Origin of the sequence: Chryseobacterium vrystaatense (genome assembly GCF_000737765.1) — a bacterium.
In the GTDB taxonomy this organism is placed as follows: Bacteria; Bacteroidota; Bacteroidia; order Flavobacteriales; family Weeksellaceae; genus Chryseobacterium; species Chryseobacterium vrystaatense.
On the sequence record NZ_JPRI01000001.1, the window covers coordinates 242,226 to 257,295 of the forward strand.

Consider the following 15,070-nt stretch of genomic DNA (forward strand, 5'->3'; position numbering starts at 1 on the left):
GCAAAAATAGGAATATTTTTTCAATCTACAAAAACTTATAGAAAAATTAAAATCAAACACTTACACCAAAAAGACATTGCCCCTGAACTGCCAAATAACAGACTATCGATATACACTGAGAAAATGCAAAAAAAGAAAGTAGTTTTTGCTTAAGGCCTCTATATTAAATAATTGTAAAATTTATTTAATTATTCTTACCACCACATTTTTGTTCCAGTGGAAATTTTTCACGTTCTGCTGTAAGGAATGATGAATATCCGGATCTACTGAATAAATAGTTACCTCCTTCAATCCCAGCACAGCATTTCCTCCCTGTATTTCAAGTACCGCAGCCTTTCTCCAGTTTTCCGGAACATGCCCTTCCAGCCATCCTTCATATACTATGGCCAGCTGAAAATGATTCTGTGCCGTATACGCTGTAAGAAATTTTTCGAACTCATCATTCATCCCGTGTTTCTTTATTTTAAAAGGAACGGCCTCTTTTGACCCCAACCCTGCAATATCCAGCAAATGGATGTCTGTAAAATAACAGACAGCGCCTATATCATTGGCGATCAATTTAGAATTATTGTAGTATTGTTTAAGAAATCTTGCAGACTGAATCTGCTGTTCATAAATATTACGGCTCCCTGTGATGATCAGTATACTTACCAAAACCATTTTGAGCACCAGTATCATGAATGTACATACTATAAGAAGGACCGTAGTTTTATTCTGCTTTAGTACGATACTTCCACCAGCAAAAACATTTTTTATCCTGGGAATAACAAGCATGGCAAAAGCCGTTAATAAGTAAGCTTCATATCTGTAAAAATTGGTAAACTGCCCAAAAGCGGCCTGAACAAATAAAGTAATACCAAACACAATAAGAAGAAAATTACGGAGTACTATTTCCCGGAAACTTAATTTATTTTTATAATCTTTAAAAAGTAAAAGAGCGACAAAACAAAGCGGTGGCAGAGCTACCAGATGGAAGTATGGCTTTAAGACTAATTTATTTAAAAATATATTTTTGATCTGCACCAGATAATTTCCGGAGAAATCCAATTTAGTTCCCTTCACAATCACAGAATTCGGAAAGTAATATCCGGTTTCCTGATGCGTGAAATAACCAAAAATACCAATGGGAATAAATCCAAACATCAACAGGATGGTACTCTGTCTCCATTTTCCTAACCCTAAGAAAACAAAAGCAAGTGCCAGAAAATAAAACATACTTTCAAACCTGATCAGTCCCAGCAAAGCAAGTGTACCGTAGAAACAGCCGGAATACGATGAATTTTTAAAACCGGAGGTTCTCCATTTTTCAAAGCAATAGATATTGATCACAATCACCAGCACCTGCAGCACATGCTCCATTCCCGAAAAAACAAGCAAATGAACAGACGCAAAAAGAAGCGTAAAAAGAGATGCTAAAATAACTCCCGTATTTCCTTTGAAAAGATTGGAGTAATACTTATTGAGAAAATAAACAGTCAGCAATACACATCCGAAATTAAATAGTAGAGGAATCAACTGATGATTTCCAAAAACATAAATCAATCCACTTAAAAGAAACGTAAACAAAGGAGAAGATGATGATGATGAATAAACATATTCCGTTACTCCCCAAACACCGTGAAGCGCAAAATTCTTAGCTAAGGCTAAATGAATATAGGCATCATCCAATATATAGGTGAAATTATTTTCTGTTTCCGACAGCATGATCAGGACATATATAAAACACATCCCCAAAAACACAGCAGCCGTTATCAGTAAATTTTTCATTTACCTGCAATATTAATACTTCCAAACTATTTTAAAAAATTTTCTTATAGTTATCTTCTATTGACATTGAAAGCTTTTCGGCACAATATTTTCTAAATTTGTTGGTATAAAAGATAAACATATGAAAAATGCAAGCATTATCGGCCTGAAAGAAGCCGACTGTAAAAACATTTCAGAAAAACTTAATATCCTGTTAGCCAACTATTCAGTATTCTATCAAAACACAAGAGGTTCCCACTGGAATATCAAAGGAGATCAGTTCTTTACCCTTCATCCTAAATTTGAAGAGCTTTACAACAGCCTTGTGCTAAAGATCGACGAGATCGCAGAAAGAATTCTGACTTTAGGAGCCACTCCTGCCCACAACTATTCCGATTACCTTAAGGTATCTACCATTAAGGAAACCAAAGAGGTAAGTGACGGTACAAAAAGCGTAGAGAATATTTTAAATTCTTTCAAAGTCGTTCTTGATCTACAAAGAGAACTTCTGGACATTACTGATGCAGCGGGAGATGAAGGAACGAATTCTCAGATGAGCGATTACATTACAGAACAGGAAAAAGAAGTATGGATGTACAATTCTTATTTAGGGAAGTAACCAACAAAAATCGACTGATAAATAAAAAAATCGCCTTACATTTAGGCGGTTTTTATTTTAAATAACTATATTTGCGTTAAAATTACACATATTATGCACGACGTTCGATTAAACTCTATACTGGATAACGATTTTTATAAAATAACCATGCAGAACGCAGTGGTAAAACTTTTTCCAAGTTCCATTGTAAAGTATGAATTTATCAATAGAGGGAAACACCAGTTTCCGGAAGGTTTTGACGCTGCTTTAAAAGAAGCTGTGAACAAAATGGCAGAGCTCAAGCTTACCAAGGATGAAAAAAAATTCATGGCAAGGACCTGTCCATATATAGACCTCCCCTATCTTGACTTCCTTGAAGGCTATCACTATGATCCGTCTGAAGTGAAGATCCATCAGGAAGGAAGCGAACTTTCTGTAACTGTTGAAGGACTTTGGTACAGAACGATCCTTTGGGAAGTTCCGTTACTGGCTCTGATCAGCGAACTGCATTACGAAATGAATCATATGGAAAGAGATTCCAATGATATAGTCATGAAAAGAACTTTGGAAAAAGCAGATTCTCTGGCAAAACTTGGCGTTAATTTCGCAGAATTCGGTACCAGAAGAAGACATTCCTATAAAGTACAGAATCTGGTGATGGAAGCTTTGACGCAAAATAAACCATCCACTTTCATTGGAAGCTCCAATGTTCATTTTGCGATGAAGTTCGGAGTAAAACCAATTGGAACCCATGCACACGAATGGTTTATGTTTCATGCAGCAGAATATGGATTCAAAATGGCCAATGAACTGGCACTGGAACATTGGGTAGATGTCTACAGAGGCGATCTTGGAGTTGCTCTTTCCGACACTTATACCACAGATGTTTTCTTCCAGCAGTTTGATAAGAAATTTGCCAAACTGTTTGATGGCGTACGTCACGACAGCGGTGATCCGCTGGAATTTGCAGATAAAACAATCGCTCATTACAAAAACAACGGAATCAATCCTTTATTTAAATACATCATCTTCTCCGATGCTTTGAACCTGGAAAAGGTGGAAGAAATCACCAATTACTGCAAAGGAAAAATCGGGGTATCTTTCGGAATCGGGACCAACCTTACCAACGATGTTGGTTTAAAGCCAATGAATATCGTCATGAAGCTAATAGGTGTACAGGCTCCAAACAAAGAATGGATTCCAACAGTGAAACTTTCTGATGAACATGGAAAATATACAGGAGATCCAAAAATGATCGAGCTGGCCAAAGAATTCTTAAGAATAAAGGATTAGATATTGGATTTCAGATATCAGACGTCAGACATCAGACTTTAGACTTTAGACTTTAGACTTTATAGCTTAAACTTTTAATTGAATCATCTTATGAAATTAAAAATTTATTTATCCCTTGGTCTTTTGACAGCAGCGTTATCGTTTGCTCAGGAAAAGAAAGCAGAAAAGCCAAAATTCAATCAGGAGCTGGCAGCATCTCTTGGTGCAGACCAATACGGTATGAAAGCCTACACCATTGTGATGCTCACCACAGGCGCAACCAAAGTAGAAGACAAAACCAAAATGGGCGAACTGATGAAAGGTCATATGGCGAATATCGGAAAGCTGGCTGATGAAGGTAAAATCGTTGTGGCAGGACCTTTTTTGGAAAAGAATAAAGAGAACTACCGGGGTATGTTTATCTTCAACACAAAATCCAAAGAAGAAGCGGAACAATGGGTAAAGACAGATCCTGCAGTACAGGCCGGAGTTTTCAGTTATGAAATTTTCCCATGGTACGGATCTGCTGCGCTCCCCCTATATCTGAAACATCACGAAGAAATATCTAAAGTGAATCCTTAATAATAAGTTCGAAAAACTTCCAGGAAATTTTGAAGGATACAATTTAATTTCACATTTTTGTAAAAAGACGATTATGGAAAAAGAAAAATTACGCAGAATAAGAAAGCAAAAGGGCTACACCCAGCAGGAGATTGCCGATATTATAGCAACTGATGTTTCCAACTACAGCAGAAAAGAAAGCGGAGCTGTAAAAATTACAAAAATCGAATGGGAAAAAATGTCAAAATTTTTTGACGTTCCGATGGAAGAAATTTATGAGGAGGAAGAGGTTTCAGTAATCATACACAACGAGAATACAACTGTAAATGACAATGGAGCTTTTTACAATGTTAATGGAACAAGTAATAATTACAATATCCCGAACTCAGTGATAGACAATCTGCAGAAATACATTGCTATGCTGGAGGAGGAAATCAAAAGACTTAAAGCGGGGAAAAAGTAGGTGCCAAAATTTCTTCAAAACAAAAAAAAATAAATGAGCATACTTTCCAACGTCGTTTGGGCTTTTCACAGAAAAAACTACAACAGCATCGAAGATTTCAATAGAGAAATTACAGAGTATCAGACATTGATTTTAAAAGAAAGAGCAAGCTGGGAAGCAGATCAGGTGGCCATCAATGCACCTGAAATAGACGTTTGCTATGAAGCATGGATCAAAGGGAAAGAAGATGTATCTGCCAACGAAACAATATTGGGTGATGAAGAGGAAGTCTTTGAGGAAGACCATAGTGATTACGGCATGTTTCAGGTAGAGTTTTGTGCCACGCTCAAAGCAGGCAACGGAATCCATTTCACAGCCCTTGATCTCCTCTATCAGTTAGAAAATCAAGTAAGCAATAAAGATCTTGGTGATCATGTCTTTTTTGAAGGTCTTACCCTACATAACGGTGAACAAAAAAGTGAAAGACCGCTATACTATATGAATCTGGGAAGTTAAAACCGTACTGCCGTAATACTTTCGTACCATTCAATTAAAAATTTAAAATAAATCATTATGTAACATCATAGTGATTTATTTTTTTTTCATATCTTAGGACTTCATTTTCAGATTTATACAAATTAAAACCATCAAAAATTGAATTCCATGAAAAAAATGAATTTAACAAAAATTTCAAGAACAGCATTGAAAGATGTATTTGGAGGGACTCTTGTTCATGCCCTGGAGTGCTATTCAGACAGAGATTGCAGCGGTCGCGGCGAAGGCATGATCAGATGTCCGGACGGCACCACTTCCATGTCAGGCCATATCTGCATGGGTGGCACGTGTACGATGGCCACAGGATTCTGCGGACCAATTGGACCAATAGGGCCGATAGGACCTATCGATCCGGGGCCCATATTCATCCCATAATTACATCATGCAAAAATAATTGAAGTGAGCCTTACCGGTTCACTTTTTTTTATTGATAATCAGCATCTTAAATCAGCATGAAAATTTGACATCAAAAATCTCTGTAAAAGCCCACTACCATTAGTAAAACAACCTATAACCCAGATATTAGATCAGCCATTCTAATAATACAGAATCCATTAAAATCATTCACCAAACCACTGAATATCAAATAAAATTTTACATTTATATCTCAATTATTCAAAATATTATTATATTAGATAAAAATTTATCCTATGAAAAAAACATTACTTTTGAGCTTCATCGCATTGGCAACAATGAGCAGTGCACAGATTTTAGTAACAGAAAGCTTTGAAAATGCAACCTATCCGGGATTTGCAATTACAGGCGGATATAGTGATCTTAACGGAGGCACTGCACAAACGTACATTGTTGGAAACTGTGACGGTACCGTATCTATTGGAGCCGAAGCGTATGGTTCAAGTGTTGGTAACAGAACGATCAACCTGATATATACTAAACCAGCCAGTATCACTGCTAACGGTAAGAAGATAGATATTTCTTTTAATTACAGTACCACTGCTTATGACGCAACAAGCAGTATCGGCGGTGTCATTAATGTAGACTATTCTACAAACGGGGGAACTTCCTATCTTCCGGTAGCCACCCCAGTTACCCTAACTTCTACAGCCCAAACCTGTGCTACATTTACAGGTACAATTCCTGAAAGTGCCAATGTAAACGGAAACTTTATGCTTCGTATTCAGACCGTTGGAACTACAGGTACTACCTATGATTTCTACAGCTTTATAGATAATGTCAAAATCAAACAGGAAGTAACAGCAGTTCCTGCATGTACAGCAATAAGCAGCCCTATCAGTGGTGCAACAGGAGTTTCAGTACGTCCACAAATAACATGGGCCGCTGCTGCCGGTGCAGAATCCTATAAAATAAAAATAGGAACCACTCCGGGAGCTTCAAATATATATACGGGGACAACTTCTGGTACATCTTTTTCACCTGTATCAACCGAAGTTCTTCCTCAAAACACCCTTCTTTACGCTTCCATTACGCCAACCAATGCTTTAGGTGATGCCACAGGATGTCCGGAAATTTCCTTCACAACAGCCGCCAATCCTTTTGCACCATATTGCGGACCGCTTACAGCCAAACTGGGAGTGTATCCTATATCTAATGTTGTATTAAGTGATATGACCAATGCGTCGAGTGGAACTGCAAATACCGGTGACGGACAGGAAAACTTTACCGCCAAAATAGCTACAGTGACCAGAGGAACCTCTTACCCTATAACCCTTACCGGAACAGGAGTAGGAAACAACCGATTCGGATTTACCGTATTTATTGACTGGAATCAAAACGGAAGTTTTGCCGATGCAGGAGAATCTTACTTTGTAACGTCTGATTTTGCAGGATCTACCGGTGCTGTCGTAACAGTGAACAAAAACATTGCTGTCCCTTCCACCGCTTTGCTGGGGAATACCAGAATGAGAGTGAAATATCAATTCAACAGTTCAACAAGTTCTGTAAGAGCAGAATTGTCAAGCCCATGTACTGATCTTAGTCAGGGACAGGCTGAAGACTATACCATTCTTGTACAGAAAAACGTATTGGGAACTTCAGAAATTAATGCAGATGGTAAAGCGGACGTCACCGTTTATCCAAATCCATTTAAAGATAAGTTAACAATTTCCGATATCAAGGATGTAAAATCCATTATTGTATCAGACGTTTCAGGCAGACAGGTTAAAACCCTTAAGCCAAGTACTGAACTAAACCTTTCTGATTTGAATTCAGGCCTGTATCTGATTACTCTTCAAATGGAGAACGGAACCGCAAAAACAGTAAAAGCAATTAAGAAATAGTAAAATCTTAAAGTAAATTCTATTTATATTATTATGAAGCGACGGTTGTATACCGTCGCTTTTTTGTTCAGAATATGAAGAATATCTCTTTCTTATTTTAAATTTTGACGGATAACCGTAAAAGAAATCAATTATTCTTTTTGTAATTTTGAAACATGGAGATGACCTATTTAATTATTGGATTTATTACCGGCGGACTTCTTGGAGCCGTTATTCTGTATTTTGTATTAAAATCAACATCCGTATCCAGAAGCTCATATGATGCGCTGAATAATCTTCATATCAAAAGTCATTCTGATCTGGAAAACCTGAATCTTAAAGTACAGGAACTGATCCAAAATATCAATACAGAGAAAGAACAGCACCAGCAACAAACTGATCTTTTGAATGATCTTAAAAATGAGTATTCAAAAATTGCTGCGGAACACGCCTCATTACATTCACAATTTGCGGAGCAAAAACAGCTTCATGCAAAACAGATCACCCAAATCGAAAATCTCACTTCTGAGAAGCAACACATTTTCGCCAAAAATGCAGAACTTTCTGCCAGGAATGCCAGCATTCAGGAATCTCTTGACAACCAGAAAGAAGAAATTACCAAGATTCAGGAAGAATCTAAATTGCAGTTTGAAAATTTGGCAAATAAAATTTTAGAAGAAAAAACAGAAAAGTTTACGACTTTAAATCAGAATAATCTAAAAAATATTCTGGAACCCTTTCAGGAAAAAATCACTGATCTTAAAAACAGAGTCAACGAAGCCTACGAAAAAGAAAATAAAGAACGTTTTTCTCTTGCAGAAAAGGTAAAAGAACTGGCAGAACTAAATCAGCAAATATCCGAAGATGCAAAAAAACTGACAAGAGCTTTGAAAGGGGAAAGCAAAACCCAGGGAAACTGGGGTGAAATGATCCTTGAGAGCATTCTTGAAAAATCAGGACTTGTCAAAGGAAGAGAATATTTTCTTGAACACGAACTTCGGGATGAGGATAATAAAGCGCTTTTTTCTGAATTTTCCGGAAAAAAAATGAGACCTGATGCGGTTATAAAATATCCTGATGAGAGAAATGTAATCATAGATTCTAAAGTCTCTCTCACTGCCTTTACTGAACTGGTCGACGAGACTGATCCTGATGTCCATGCAATGAAACTCAACCAGCATTTGGGTTCCATCAAAAATCACATTCTCCAGCTGAGTCAAAAAGCATATGATGATTATGGAAAATCCCTGGATTTCGTCATGATGTTTATCCCAAGTGAACCGGCTTATATTTCGGCCATGCAGGCAGATCAAAACCTCTGGAACTTTGCCTATGAAAAAAGGATTCTACTGCTCAATCCAAGCAACCTGATCACTTCCCTAAAACTAATCGCCGATCTTTGGAAGCGTGAATATCAAAACAGGAATTCTATGGAAATTGCCGATCGGGGGGCTAAGCTCTATGACAAATTTGTAGGTTTTGTAGACAATCTTGAGAAAGTCGGTAAAAATATTGATCAGGCTAAAAATGTTTATAATGACGCTTACAAACAGTTGTTTACAGGAAATGACAATCTCGTGATCCAGACCCAGAAATTAAAGTCTCTCGGTATAAAAAATAAAAAAGACCTCCCACAGAGTCTTATTGATAACAGCACCTTTTTAGAAACAGAAAACTGATGCTATGAAAAAGAACCACATTATACTGATCATCAGTATTGTCCTTTTTATGATCTCTTTGGTCCTGCCGGCAGTATTCACTCAAAAAGGAAGCGAAATGTATGGTTTGGCCTGTTTTCTATTGGGATGGACGGATCTCTCCGGAGATGGAACTTCATGGCTGGCTAACCCTATACTCCTTTTTTCATGGGTTTTTCTGTTGGTTAAGCAGCCAAAGATTGCAGCTATTCTTGGACTTCTTTCTGTAGCTGTTGCACTCTATTATTTTAGCGAGACAGAAATAACCGTTGATGAGGCAGGGCATAAATATCCAATCACATCTTACGGTCCGGGATATTATCTGTGGATCATCAGCTGTGCAACGATGTTCATAGGGAGTTTGATTCTCTTAAAATCCAAACCGAAAAACGCAGTGAGTCAGGTAAATTAAGTTTAAAACATCCATAATATGTTTTCATTTGCAACATATTCATATCCAAAAACGGAGTCTTTTAAAGAGATTTCAGTTTCGTCAGCTGCCGCGGGAATTCTTATTTATCTGTTCCTGATCATCTTTCAACCCTTTGGGACAGACAGTTTCCGGCATCAGTATAAATATCTGTTGCTTTTCCCATATTCCCTAATTTTCGGAATTGCTTTCATGACTGCTGACCTTGCCGCTATCCGTTTCAAAGATTGGAATGTTGGCTCGGAACTTCTCAAAGCAACAGGAATCTTATTTTTAGCATCCATTCTCTCCTATTTCTACAATATTTTTTTCATAAGCCATGTTACGATAAGTTTCAGTAATTACCTGTATATGTTTCTTTATTGTCTTGCTGTAGGAATTCCTATTTCTACAATTTACATTCTGTCCAGATATATTTATTTAAAAAAAATACATGAAAAAAAGGCAGAACAGGTTTCAGTTTACCTTTCCGGAAACCCCGGCACAGCAGACCGTAAAGCAACAAAAACACTTTTTATTTCTTCCAATAATATAGAACTTCAAATTTCAGAAAAGCATTTTGTCTGTGCGCAGTCCATGGAAAACTACTGTTCAGTTTATTTTTATGAAAATGAAAAAATTACGAAAACAGTATTAAGGATCAGCCTGTATCATCTATTGAATCAGATTCAGACAGATTCTGTAAAAAAATGCCACCGTTCATACATTGTGAATTTAGATAAAGTAAAAAAGATACAGGGAAATGCCCAGGGTTATAAACTTTCCCTTTCCGAAATTGACCTTGAAATTCCAGTGTCCAGAAGTTTTATTTCATCCATTATTCCTCAATTAAGATCTTCAATATCTTAATATTTGATGCCTGTCACATTTCTTTGTCATTCATCACTTTAATTTGGTAAAGCACAGCACAACCAGCAATTTTGTTCAAAAAATATCCGCAATGAACAAAACACTTCGGTTTTATATCACTTTTATCCTTGGCTTTTTCGTGTATTATTTCTTTGATCTTTTGTATTTCAAAAATATCCAGATATGGATCAGAGATTTATCAGAAAGTAAAGCAGTGGCTCATGTTATCGCTTACTCAGCCACCCTGATCCCGTTGATCCTCACATTAAGAATTCTGTTTCCGGGAAAAAAGCTGATATTCCTTTTTTCGCTGGACCAATCCATTTTAAAAGGATTATCTCTTGCATTCCTGGGTACTCTTCCAATGCTTGCAGGTTATTTCACTTATTTTAATCTTACAGACAGAATAGATATCCAGTCCCTGTTCATCAATACCATTTCTTCCGCTTTTTTTGAGGAAATTATTTTCAGGGCATTTCTCATCGGAATTCTCTTCCGTTTTACCAAATTGGGTTTTATTTCATCCATTTTCTTTGGATCTTTACTCTTTGCACAGGTGCATTTATATCAAAGCAGTCATCCTGCAGAACTTATTGAGATATTTCTCATTACATTTTTAGGATCAGTTTTTTTCTCATGGGTATATATAGAAACGCATTACAATCTTTGGACTGCCATATTTCTGCATTGTTTCATGAATTTATATTGGGAAGTTTTTTCCGTATCCGACAATGTTTCAGGAAATACCTATGGAAATCTCTTTAAGATTTTATCCATTCTACTGATGATTGTGATCATTATATACCATAAATTCAAACATAGGGCTTCCTTTGAAATTACCGGAAAAACTCTTTTCATGAAAACTAAAAAGGTCTAGTCACAAATTTTGCATAATTTTGCAGCATGTTGATAGAAAGTTTTCAAAACGATAAAATAAAAAACGTCACCAAACTTCTGGCTGACAACAGATTCCGTAAAAAATCAAAAGTTTTTGTTGTTGAAGGGCAGCAGGAGAATGAAAGAGCTTTGCACTATGATTTTGAACCCGTAGAGTTTTTTATTTGTGAAAACATCTTTAAAGGAGAGCTGCCGGACGGTAAAATCCATAATGTGAGCGAAAAAGTTTACGAAAAAATTGCGTACAGAGGAAGTTCTGAAGGCATCATTGGGATCTATAAAACAAAGGACAACCTTCTTACATCATTTATTCCTGAAGAAAATTCTACAATAATTATTGTGGAGGGGGTAGAAAAGCCTGGTAATCTGGGTGCTATTCTGAGAAGCTGTGAAGCCTTTGGAGTAGATGCACTGATCGTTGCAGAAGGAAAAGCAGATTTTTACAATCCAAATGTTATCCGGTCAAGTGTAGGATGTCTTTTTGGCATGAAGGTTTATGATGCAGAAAATGAGGAAACTCTTGAGTTTTTACAGAAAAACCGTTTCAACATTTATACAACGCTTATGGATGAAACTGCTGAAGATCTTTATCAACGAGATTTCACACAGCGTTCTGCCGTATTATTCGGGACGGAGCATTCCGGGTTAAGTGATTTCTGGATCGGAAAAGGAAAAAACACACTGATTCCTATGTCGGGAAGTATCGATTCTCTTAATCTGAGCAATGCAGTGGCAATTACCTGCTACGAAACTCTGAAACAGAAAAAGGGTTAAGCTTAGTTTAAAAGAAGCCTGATCCGGGAAAGATAAGTTTTTGAAAAACTAAAGCGCTTTGGTAAGTTATTTATCTTAAATCTTTAGTCTTCTGAAAAAACAAAACATAAAAAAACCGTCTCACAGAGTGAAACGGTTCTTTTATTGTTAAGCTAATGCTAGAATTATTTCTTAGCAGCGTCTTTAACTTCTTTAGCAGCATCTTTAGCAGCACCTTTAGCAGCTTCAGCAGCTCCTTTAGCAGCATCAGCAGCACCTTTAGCAGCGTCTTTAGCAACATCAGCTCCAGCAGCAGTAGTAGCAGCAGCAGCATCTTTAGTAGCGTCAACAGCAGTAGTAGCAGCAGAATCGATTACTTTAGCAGCAGAATCAGAAACTACAGCAGCAGAATCAGCTACGTTTGCAGCAGCAGAATCAGTAGCACCTTCAGTAGAAGTAGCTTCAGTTTTTTTACAAGCAACTAGAGAGATTGCAGCGATAGCAGCTACGAATAATGACTTTTTCATAATAAATTAAATTTAATTTTGTTAATATTGTTTTGTATAAATTTCTTTCTGTTCTGTTATTTGAACAAGACAAAGGTAGACCAGATACAAAAGTTGTTTATGAAAAATAATTGTAATACATTTGTAAAATAGTTTTACAAATAAATAAAGCTGATAATCAACAATTTAATTATTTTATAAAAATTGACAGATTTAGATCTATTGCATTTTGAACAGCTAAAAAAGGATGTTCAGACACAATATTTAAAAGAAACCACCCCTTCCCATGATGATATTTCAAAATGGAAGGGGATAGATATTATATATTTTCAGGAAGACCTTCGCAAAAAAGCGAAAGGCAACATCAGTGAGAAATCATTTTATACTTATTTCAAAACTTCTCCGGTTACCAAATTACCCAGAATTGATATGCTTAATTTATTGAGCATTTATGCGGGATACACCTCATGGTATGATTTCAAAAAACAACATCTTTTTGCAGGAGAATTGCTGCAGGAAAATGAAGATCTTGAAGAAGAGGAAATTCAGGAATTAGAAAAAACAGTATCCTCTGCTGCTGATGTAACGAAAATCGAAATTTCACCAAGAAAAATAGAGTTTCAACCTCAGGAAACCGCTGATTTACAAAAATCAACACCTGAAAATCAAACAATTAAACAAATAACGACTCCAACAAGTCATACAGAAATACAAACCCCATCTCCAAGGAAAAATTTCTTCAAAAAAAATGCATGGGCTATTATTACTTCCATTTTAATCACCCTTACCGGGATCCTTGGATTCAAAGATGAAATATTTTCAAAAACATATAAATACTGTTTTACGGACAAGGACCGCGGCGTTTCCGTCATTAACACTCTCGAAATAAGAGTCATCAAGGAAAACGAATCCCCATTGTTCTTTAAAATAAAGCCGGGAGAATGTTTTTACTATTCCACTAAGGATAAAAATATCAAAATGCAGATTACTGCTCCATTCTATGAGTACCTGGAGGTGAACAGAAATCTGGAAAATGCTCCTGACGAGGAAATGATAGAGCTAAAGCCCGATGATTACAAGATGGCAGCTTACTACTTCTCTATTAAAGATGTCAAAGGAGGTAATTCTGAAGAACAGGTAGCCCTTATTAAGCAGAAAAGAAATCAGCTGGAAAATCTGATCAGCAACAATGCTGTGATCTATCAGGTATATGACAATAATACCTATGGTATCGAGAGACTTGATAAACAAAAATATATTACACTCGTCACAACACCAACTACATCTCTGAAAAATCTTAATGTAATAGAGATGAAAAAGGACAGCAAAGGGAAAATAGTATCGATCAAATTTAAAATTATCACAGATGAAGAGAATAAATAAGTTTTTAATTTTCGCAGTACTCTTTTTAGCATTTGTTTCCTGCCACAATAAAAAGACTGAGGTAAGCGATCTGGATAAACTGAGAAACAGCAACAATATAAAAAGCTATCCTGCAGTAAAAATGGATAGCATGCAGGCTATTAATTCTATCACAAAACAGAAAGTACAGGAACTTCTTGACCTTTCTACCCTATACCTTTCCGGAAACAGAAATACAGAGGTAGACTCGTTTATTTATTCACAGATGGAAAGCTATTTCCATAAACCGGATTCTCTTACATTTAAGAGATTGCTCACTGAACTGGACAGTCTGAAGGTTAGATCGGTAAAGGTCAACAGCCTTAATGTATATAAAGAGTTTTATAAAAAGGATACATTGGATTATGCGAAGTTCAATCTGGAATATTTTGACTCCAAAAATAAGTCTCTGGGAACTTTTGAAAAAAATGCTCAATACATCCTGCTTTCAACTCCGATGATCAAAAAAGAGTTTAAATTCTACTTTTTAGATTTCTACTCTACCCCGCTGAAGAAAGACAGCACTTCAGTAGGTGTGACCAAATAGTCCAGAGGAATATCATGTTCCCATACATCATCGATCTTTTCGTCAGGATTGAAATAATTGACGCCAATTTTTTTGGATGCTGCAGAAATGCTTTGAAAGAATCCGTCATAAAAACCTTTTCCATAGCCTACCCTGTTCCCGTTCTGGTCACAATAAAGTAAAGGAGTAATCACATAATCGAAATGATATTCTCCGGAATCTACATTGGAAACAGGCTCTGATATCCCCCATGAGCTGGTTTCAAACTCAGTATTGGGAAAGATCTCAACGGAGATCAGATGATCGTCAACGACTTTTGGAACGAAAACACGAATACCAGCCTCCAGAAAGGCTTCAATAAAACTCTGAGTATTGATTTCCCTGAACTTCTCAATCGGAGTGAATATATGTATTTTTTCTCCTGCTAAAGGTTTGAAATAATTCAGAAAGCTTTCCCGTATTTTTTCCGATAACAGTAAAGCCTCATCAACTGACAAGGCTTTTCGTTTTTGTATATATTTCTTTCTAAGGTCAGTTTTTAACATGATCATATCATTTTTACTGAAATAATTTCGATCATAAAAGCTTTAGCCTTACCAA

Annotated in this window: 16 protein-coding genes; 13 read left to right on the forward strand and 3 right to left on the reverse strand. The window is 36.5% G+C overall.

What is annotated here, in order from left to right:
• Positions 1-180: 180 nt before the first annotated feature.
• Positions 181-1,767 carry a hypothetical protein gene (locus IW16_RS01125; protein WP_034738845.1) on the reverse strand — a complete coding sequence of 529 codons (1,587 nt, stop codon included), beginning with the start codon at positions 1,765-1,767 and terminating at the stop codon, positions 181-183.
• Between the two features lie 121 nt (positions 1,768-1,888).
• Between IW16_RS01125 and IW16_RS01130 the strand changes: the two genes are divergently transcribed.
• The 11 genes from IW16_RS01130 to IW16_RS01185 all read left to right on the forward strand — a co-directional run bounded on the left by IW16_RS01130 (position 1,889) and on the right by IW16_RS01185 (position 12,058).
• Complete coding sequence (locus IW16_RS01130; RefSeq protein ID WP_034738847.1) at positions 1,889-2,365, forward strand: Dps family protein; 477 nt, start codon at positions 1,889-1,891, stop codon at positions 2,363-2,365.
• A 93-nt stretch (positions 2,366-2,458) separates the two neighbouring features.
• The gene (pncB, locus tag IW16_RS01135) at positions 2,459-3,637 is read left to right on the forward strand and encodes a nicotinate phosphoribosyltransferase (protein ID WP_034738849.1); all 1,179 of its coding nucleotides are present in this window, start codon (positions 2,459-2,461) and stop codon (positions 3,635-3,637) included.
• 90 nt (positions 3,638-3,727) lie between these two features.
• Complete coding sequence (locus IW16_RS01140) at positions 3,728-4,198, forward strand: YciI family protein (RefSeq protein ID WP_034738851.1); 471 nt, start codon at positions 3,728-3,730, stop codon at positions 4,196-4,198.
• A gap of 73 nt (positions 4,199-4,271) precedes the next feature.
• Positions 4,272-4,640: a helix-turn-helix domain-containing protein gene (locus IW16_RS01145; protein ID WP_034738853.1), complete on the forward strand. Its 369-nt coding sequence runs from the start codon at positions 4,272-4,274 to the stop codon at positions 4,638-4,640.
• Between the two features lie 33 nt (positions 4,641-4,673).
• Entirely contained in the window at positions 4,674-5,135 is a 462-nt protein-coding gene (locus IW16_RS01150) for a hypothetical protein (RefSeq protein WP_051889818.1), read from the forward strand.
• A 689-nt stretch (positions 5,136-5,824) separates the two neighbouring features.
• Positions 5,825-7,432 carry a GEVED domain-containing protein gene (locus tag IW16_RS01160; RefSeq protein ID WP_084694475.1) on the forward strand — a complete coding sequence of 536 codons (1,608 nt, stop codon included), beginning with the start codon at positions 5,825-5,827 and terminating at the stop codon, positions 7,430-7,432.
• Positions 7,433-7,587: 155 nt separating this feature from the next.
• Positions 7,588-9,090 (forward strand): DNA recombination protein RmuC, encoded by a 1,503-nt coding sequence (gene rmuC / locus IW16_RS01165; RefSeq protein ID WP_394332441.1) that lies wholly within the window; start codon positions 7,588-7,590, stop codon positions 9,088-9,090.
• Between the two features lie 4 nt (positions 9,091-9,094).
• Positions 9,095-9,520: a hypothetical protein gene (locus IW16_RS01170; protein WP_034738860.1), complete on the forward strand. Its 426-nt coding sequence runs from the start codon at positions 9,095-9,097 to the stop codon at positions 9,518-9,520.
• A gap of 18 nt (positions 9,521-9,538) precedes the next feature.
• Complete coding sequence (locus tag IW16_RS01175) at positions 9,539-10,387, forward strand: LytTR family DNA-binding domain-containing protein (RefSeq protein ID WP_034738862.1); 849 nt, start codon at positions 9,539-9,541, stop codon at positions 10,385-10,387.
• 91 nt (positions 10,388-10,478) lie between these two features.
• The gene (locus IW16_RS25520) at positions 10,479-11,264 is read left to right on the forward strand and encodes a CPBP family intramembrane glutamic endopeptidase (RefSeq protein ID WP_051889819.1); all 786 of its coding nucleotides are present in this window, start codon (positions 10,479-10,481) and stop codon (positions 11,262-11,264) included.
• A gap of 26 nt (positions 11,265-11,290) precedes the next feature.
• On the forward strand, positions 11,291-12,058 hold the full coding sequence (locus tag IW16_RS01185; RefSeq protein ID WP_034738866.1) for a TrmH family RNA methyltransferase: 768 nt from the start codon (positions 11,291-11,293) through the stop codon (positions 12,056-12,058).
• Between the two features lie 164 nt (positions 12,059-12,222).
• On the opposite strand, the gene IW16_RS01190 is transcribed toward IW16_RS01185, so the two are convergent.
• The gene (locus IW16_RS01190) at positions 12,223-12,564 is read right to left on the reverse strand and encodes a hypothetical protein (RefSeq protein WP_034738869.1); all 342 of its coding nucleotides are present in this window, start codon (positions 12,562-12,564) and stop codon (positions 12,223-12,225) included.
• A gap of 183 nt (positions 12,565-12,747) precedes the next feature.
• On the opposite strand from IW16_RS01190, the gene IW16_RS01195 reads away from it, so the two are divergent.
• Both IW16_RS01195 and IW16_RS01200 read left to right on the forward strand, forming a co-directional pair.
• On the forward strand, positions 12,748-13,926 hold the full coding sequence (locus IW16_RS01195) for a hypothetical protein (RefSeq protein ID WP_034738871.1): 1,179 nt from the start codon (positions 12,748-12,750) through the stop codon (positions 13,924-13,926).
• Entirely contained in the window at positions 13,910-14,491 is a 582-nt protein-coding gene (locus IW16_RS01200) for a hypothetical protein (RefSeq protein WP_034738874.1), read from the forward strand. The genes IW16_RS01195 and IW16_RS01200 overlap by 17 nt, the downstream gene beginning before the upstream one ends.
• Here the strand turns inward: IW16_RS01200 and IW16_RS01205 are convergent.
• Entirely contained in the window at positions 14,440-15,015 is a 576-nt protein-coding gene (locus IW16_RS01205; RefSeq protein ID WP_034740439.1) for a 5-formyltetrahydrofolate cyclo-ligase, read from the reverse strand. The genes IW16_RS01200 and IW16_RS01205 overlap by 52 nt on opposite strands.
• Positions 15,016-15,070: the final 55 nt, after the last annotated feature.

Bases quoted from the DNA above. Each gene is read 5' to 3' on its own strand.
- IW16_RS01130 (WP_034738847.1), top strand. From the start codon at position 1,889: ATGAAAAATGCAAGCATTATCGGCCTGAAAGAAGCCGACTGTAAAAAC.
- IW16_RS01125 (WP_034738845.1), bottom strand. From the start codon at position 1,767: ATGAAAAATTTACTGATAACGGCTGCTGTGTTTTTGGGGATGTGTTTT.
- rmuC (WP_394332441.1), top strand. From the start codon at position 7,588: ATGGAGATGACCTATTTAATTATTGGATTTATTACCGGCGGACTTCTT.
- IW16_RS01140 (WP_034738851.1), top strand. From the start codon at position 3,728: ATGAAATTAAAAATTTATTTATCCCTTGGTCTTTTGACAGCAGCGTTA.
- IW16_RS25520 (WP_051889819.1), top strand. From the start codon at position 10,479: ATGAACAAAACACTTCGGTTTTATATCACTTTTATCCTTGGCTTTTTC.
- IW16_RS01160 (WP_084694475.1), top strand. From the start codon at position 5,825: ATGAAAAAAACATTACTTTTGAGCTTCATCGCATTGGCAACAATGAGC.
- IW16_RS01150 (WP_051889818.1), top strand. From the start codon at position 4,674: ATGAGCATACTTTCCAACGTCGTTTGGGCTTTTCACAGAAAAAACTAC.
- pncB (WP_034738849.1), top strand. From the start codon at position 2,459: ATGCACGACGTTCGATTAAACTCTATACTGGATAACGATTTTTATAAA.
- IW16_RS01170 (WP_034738860.1), top strand. From the start codon at position 9,095: ATGAAAAAGAACCACATTATACTGATCATCAGTATTGTCCTTTTTATG.
- IW16_RS01205 (WP_034740439.1), bottom strand. From the start codon at position 15,015: ATGTTAAAAACTGACCTTAGAAAGAAATATATACAAAAACGAAAAGCC.
- IW16_RS01200 (WP_034738874.1), top strand. From the start codon at position 13,910: ATGAAGAGAATAAATAAGTTTTTAATTTTCGCAGTACTCTTTTTAGCA.
- IW16_RS01145 (WP_034738853.1), top strand. From the start codon at position 4,272: ATGGAAAAAGAAAAATTACGCAGAATAAGAAAGCAAAAGGGCTACACC.
- IW16_RS01190 (WP_034738869.1), bottom strand. From the start codon at position 12,564: ATGAAAAAGTCATTATTCGTAGCTGCTATCGCTGCAATCTCTCTAGTT.
- IW16_RS01185 (WP_034738866.1), top strand. From the start codon at position 11,291: ATGTTGATAGAAAGTTTTCAAAACGATAAAATAAAAAACGTCACCAAA.
- IW16_RS01175 (WP_034738862.1), top strand. From the start codon at position 9,539: ATGTTTTCATTTGCAACATATTCATATCCAAAAACGGAGTCTTTTAAA.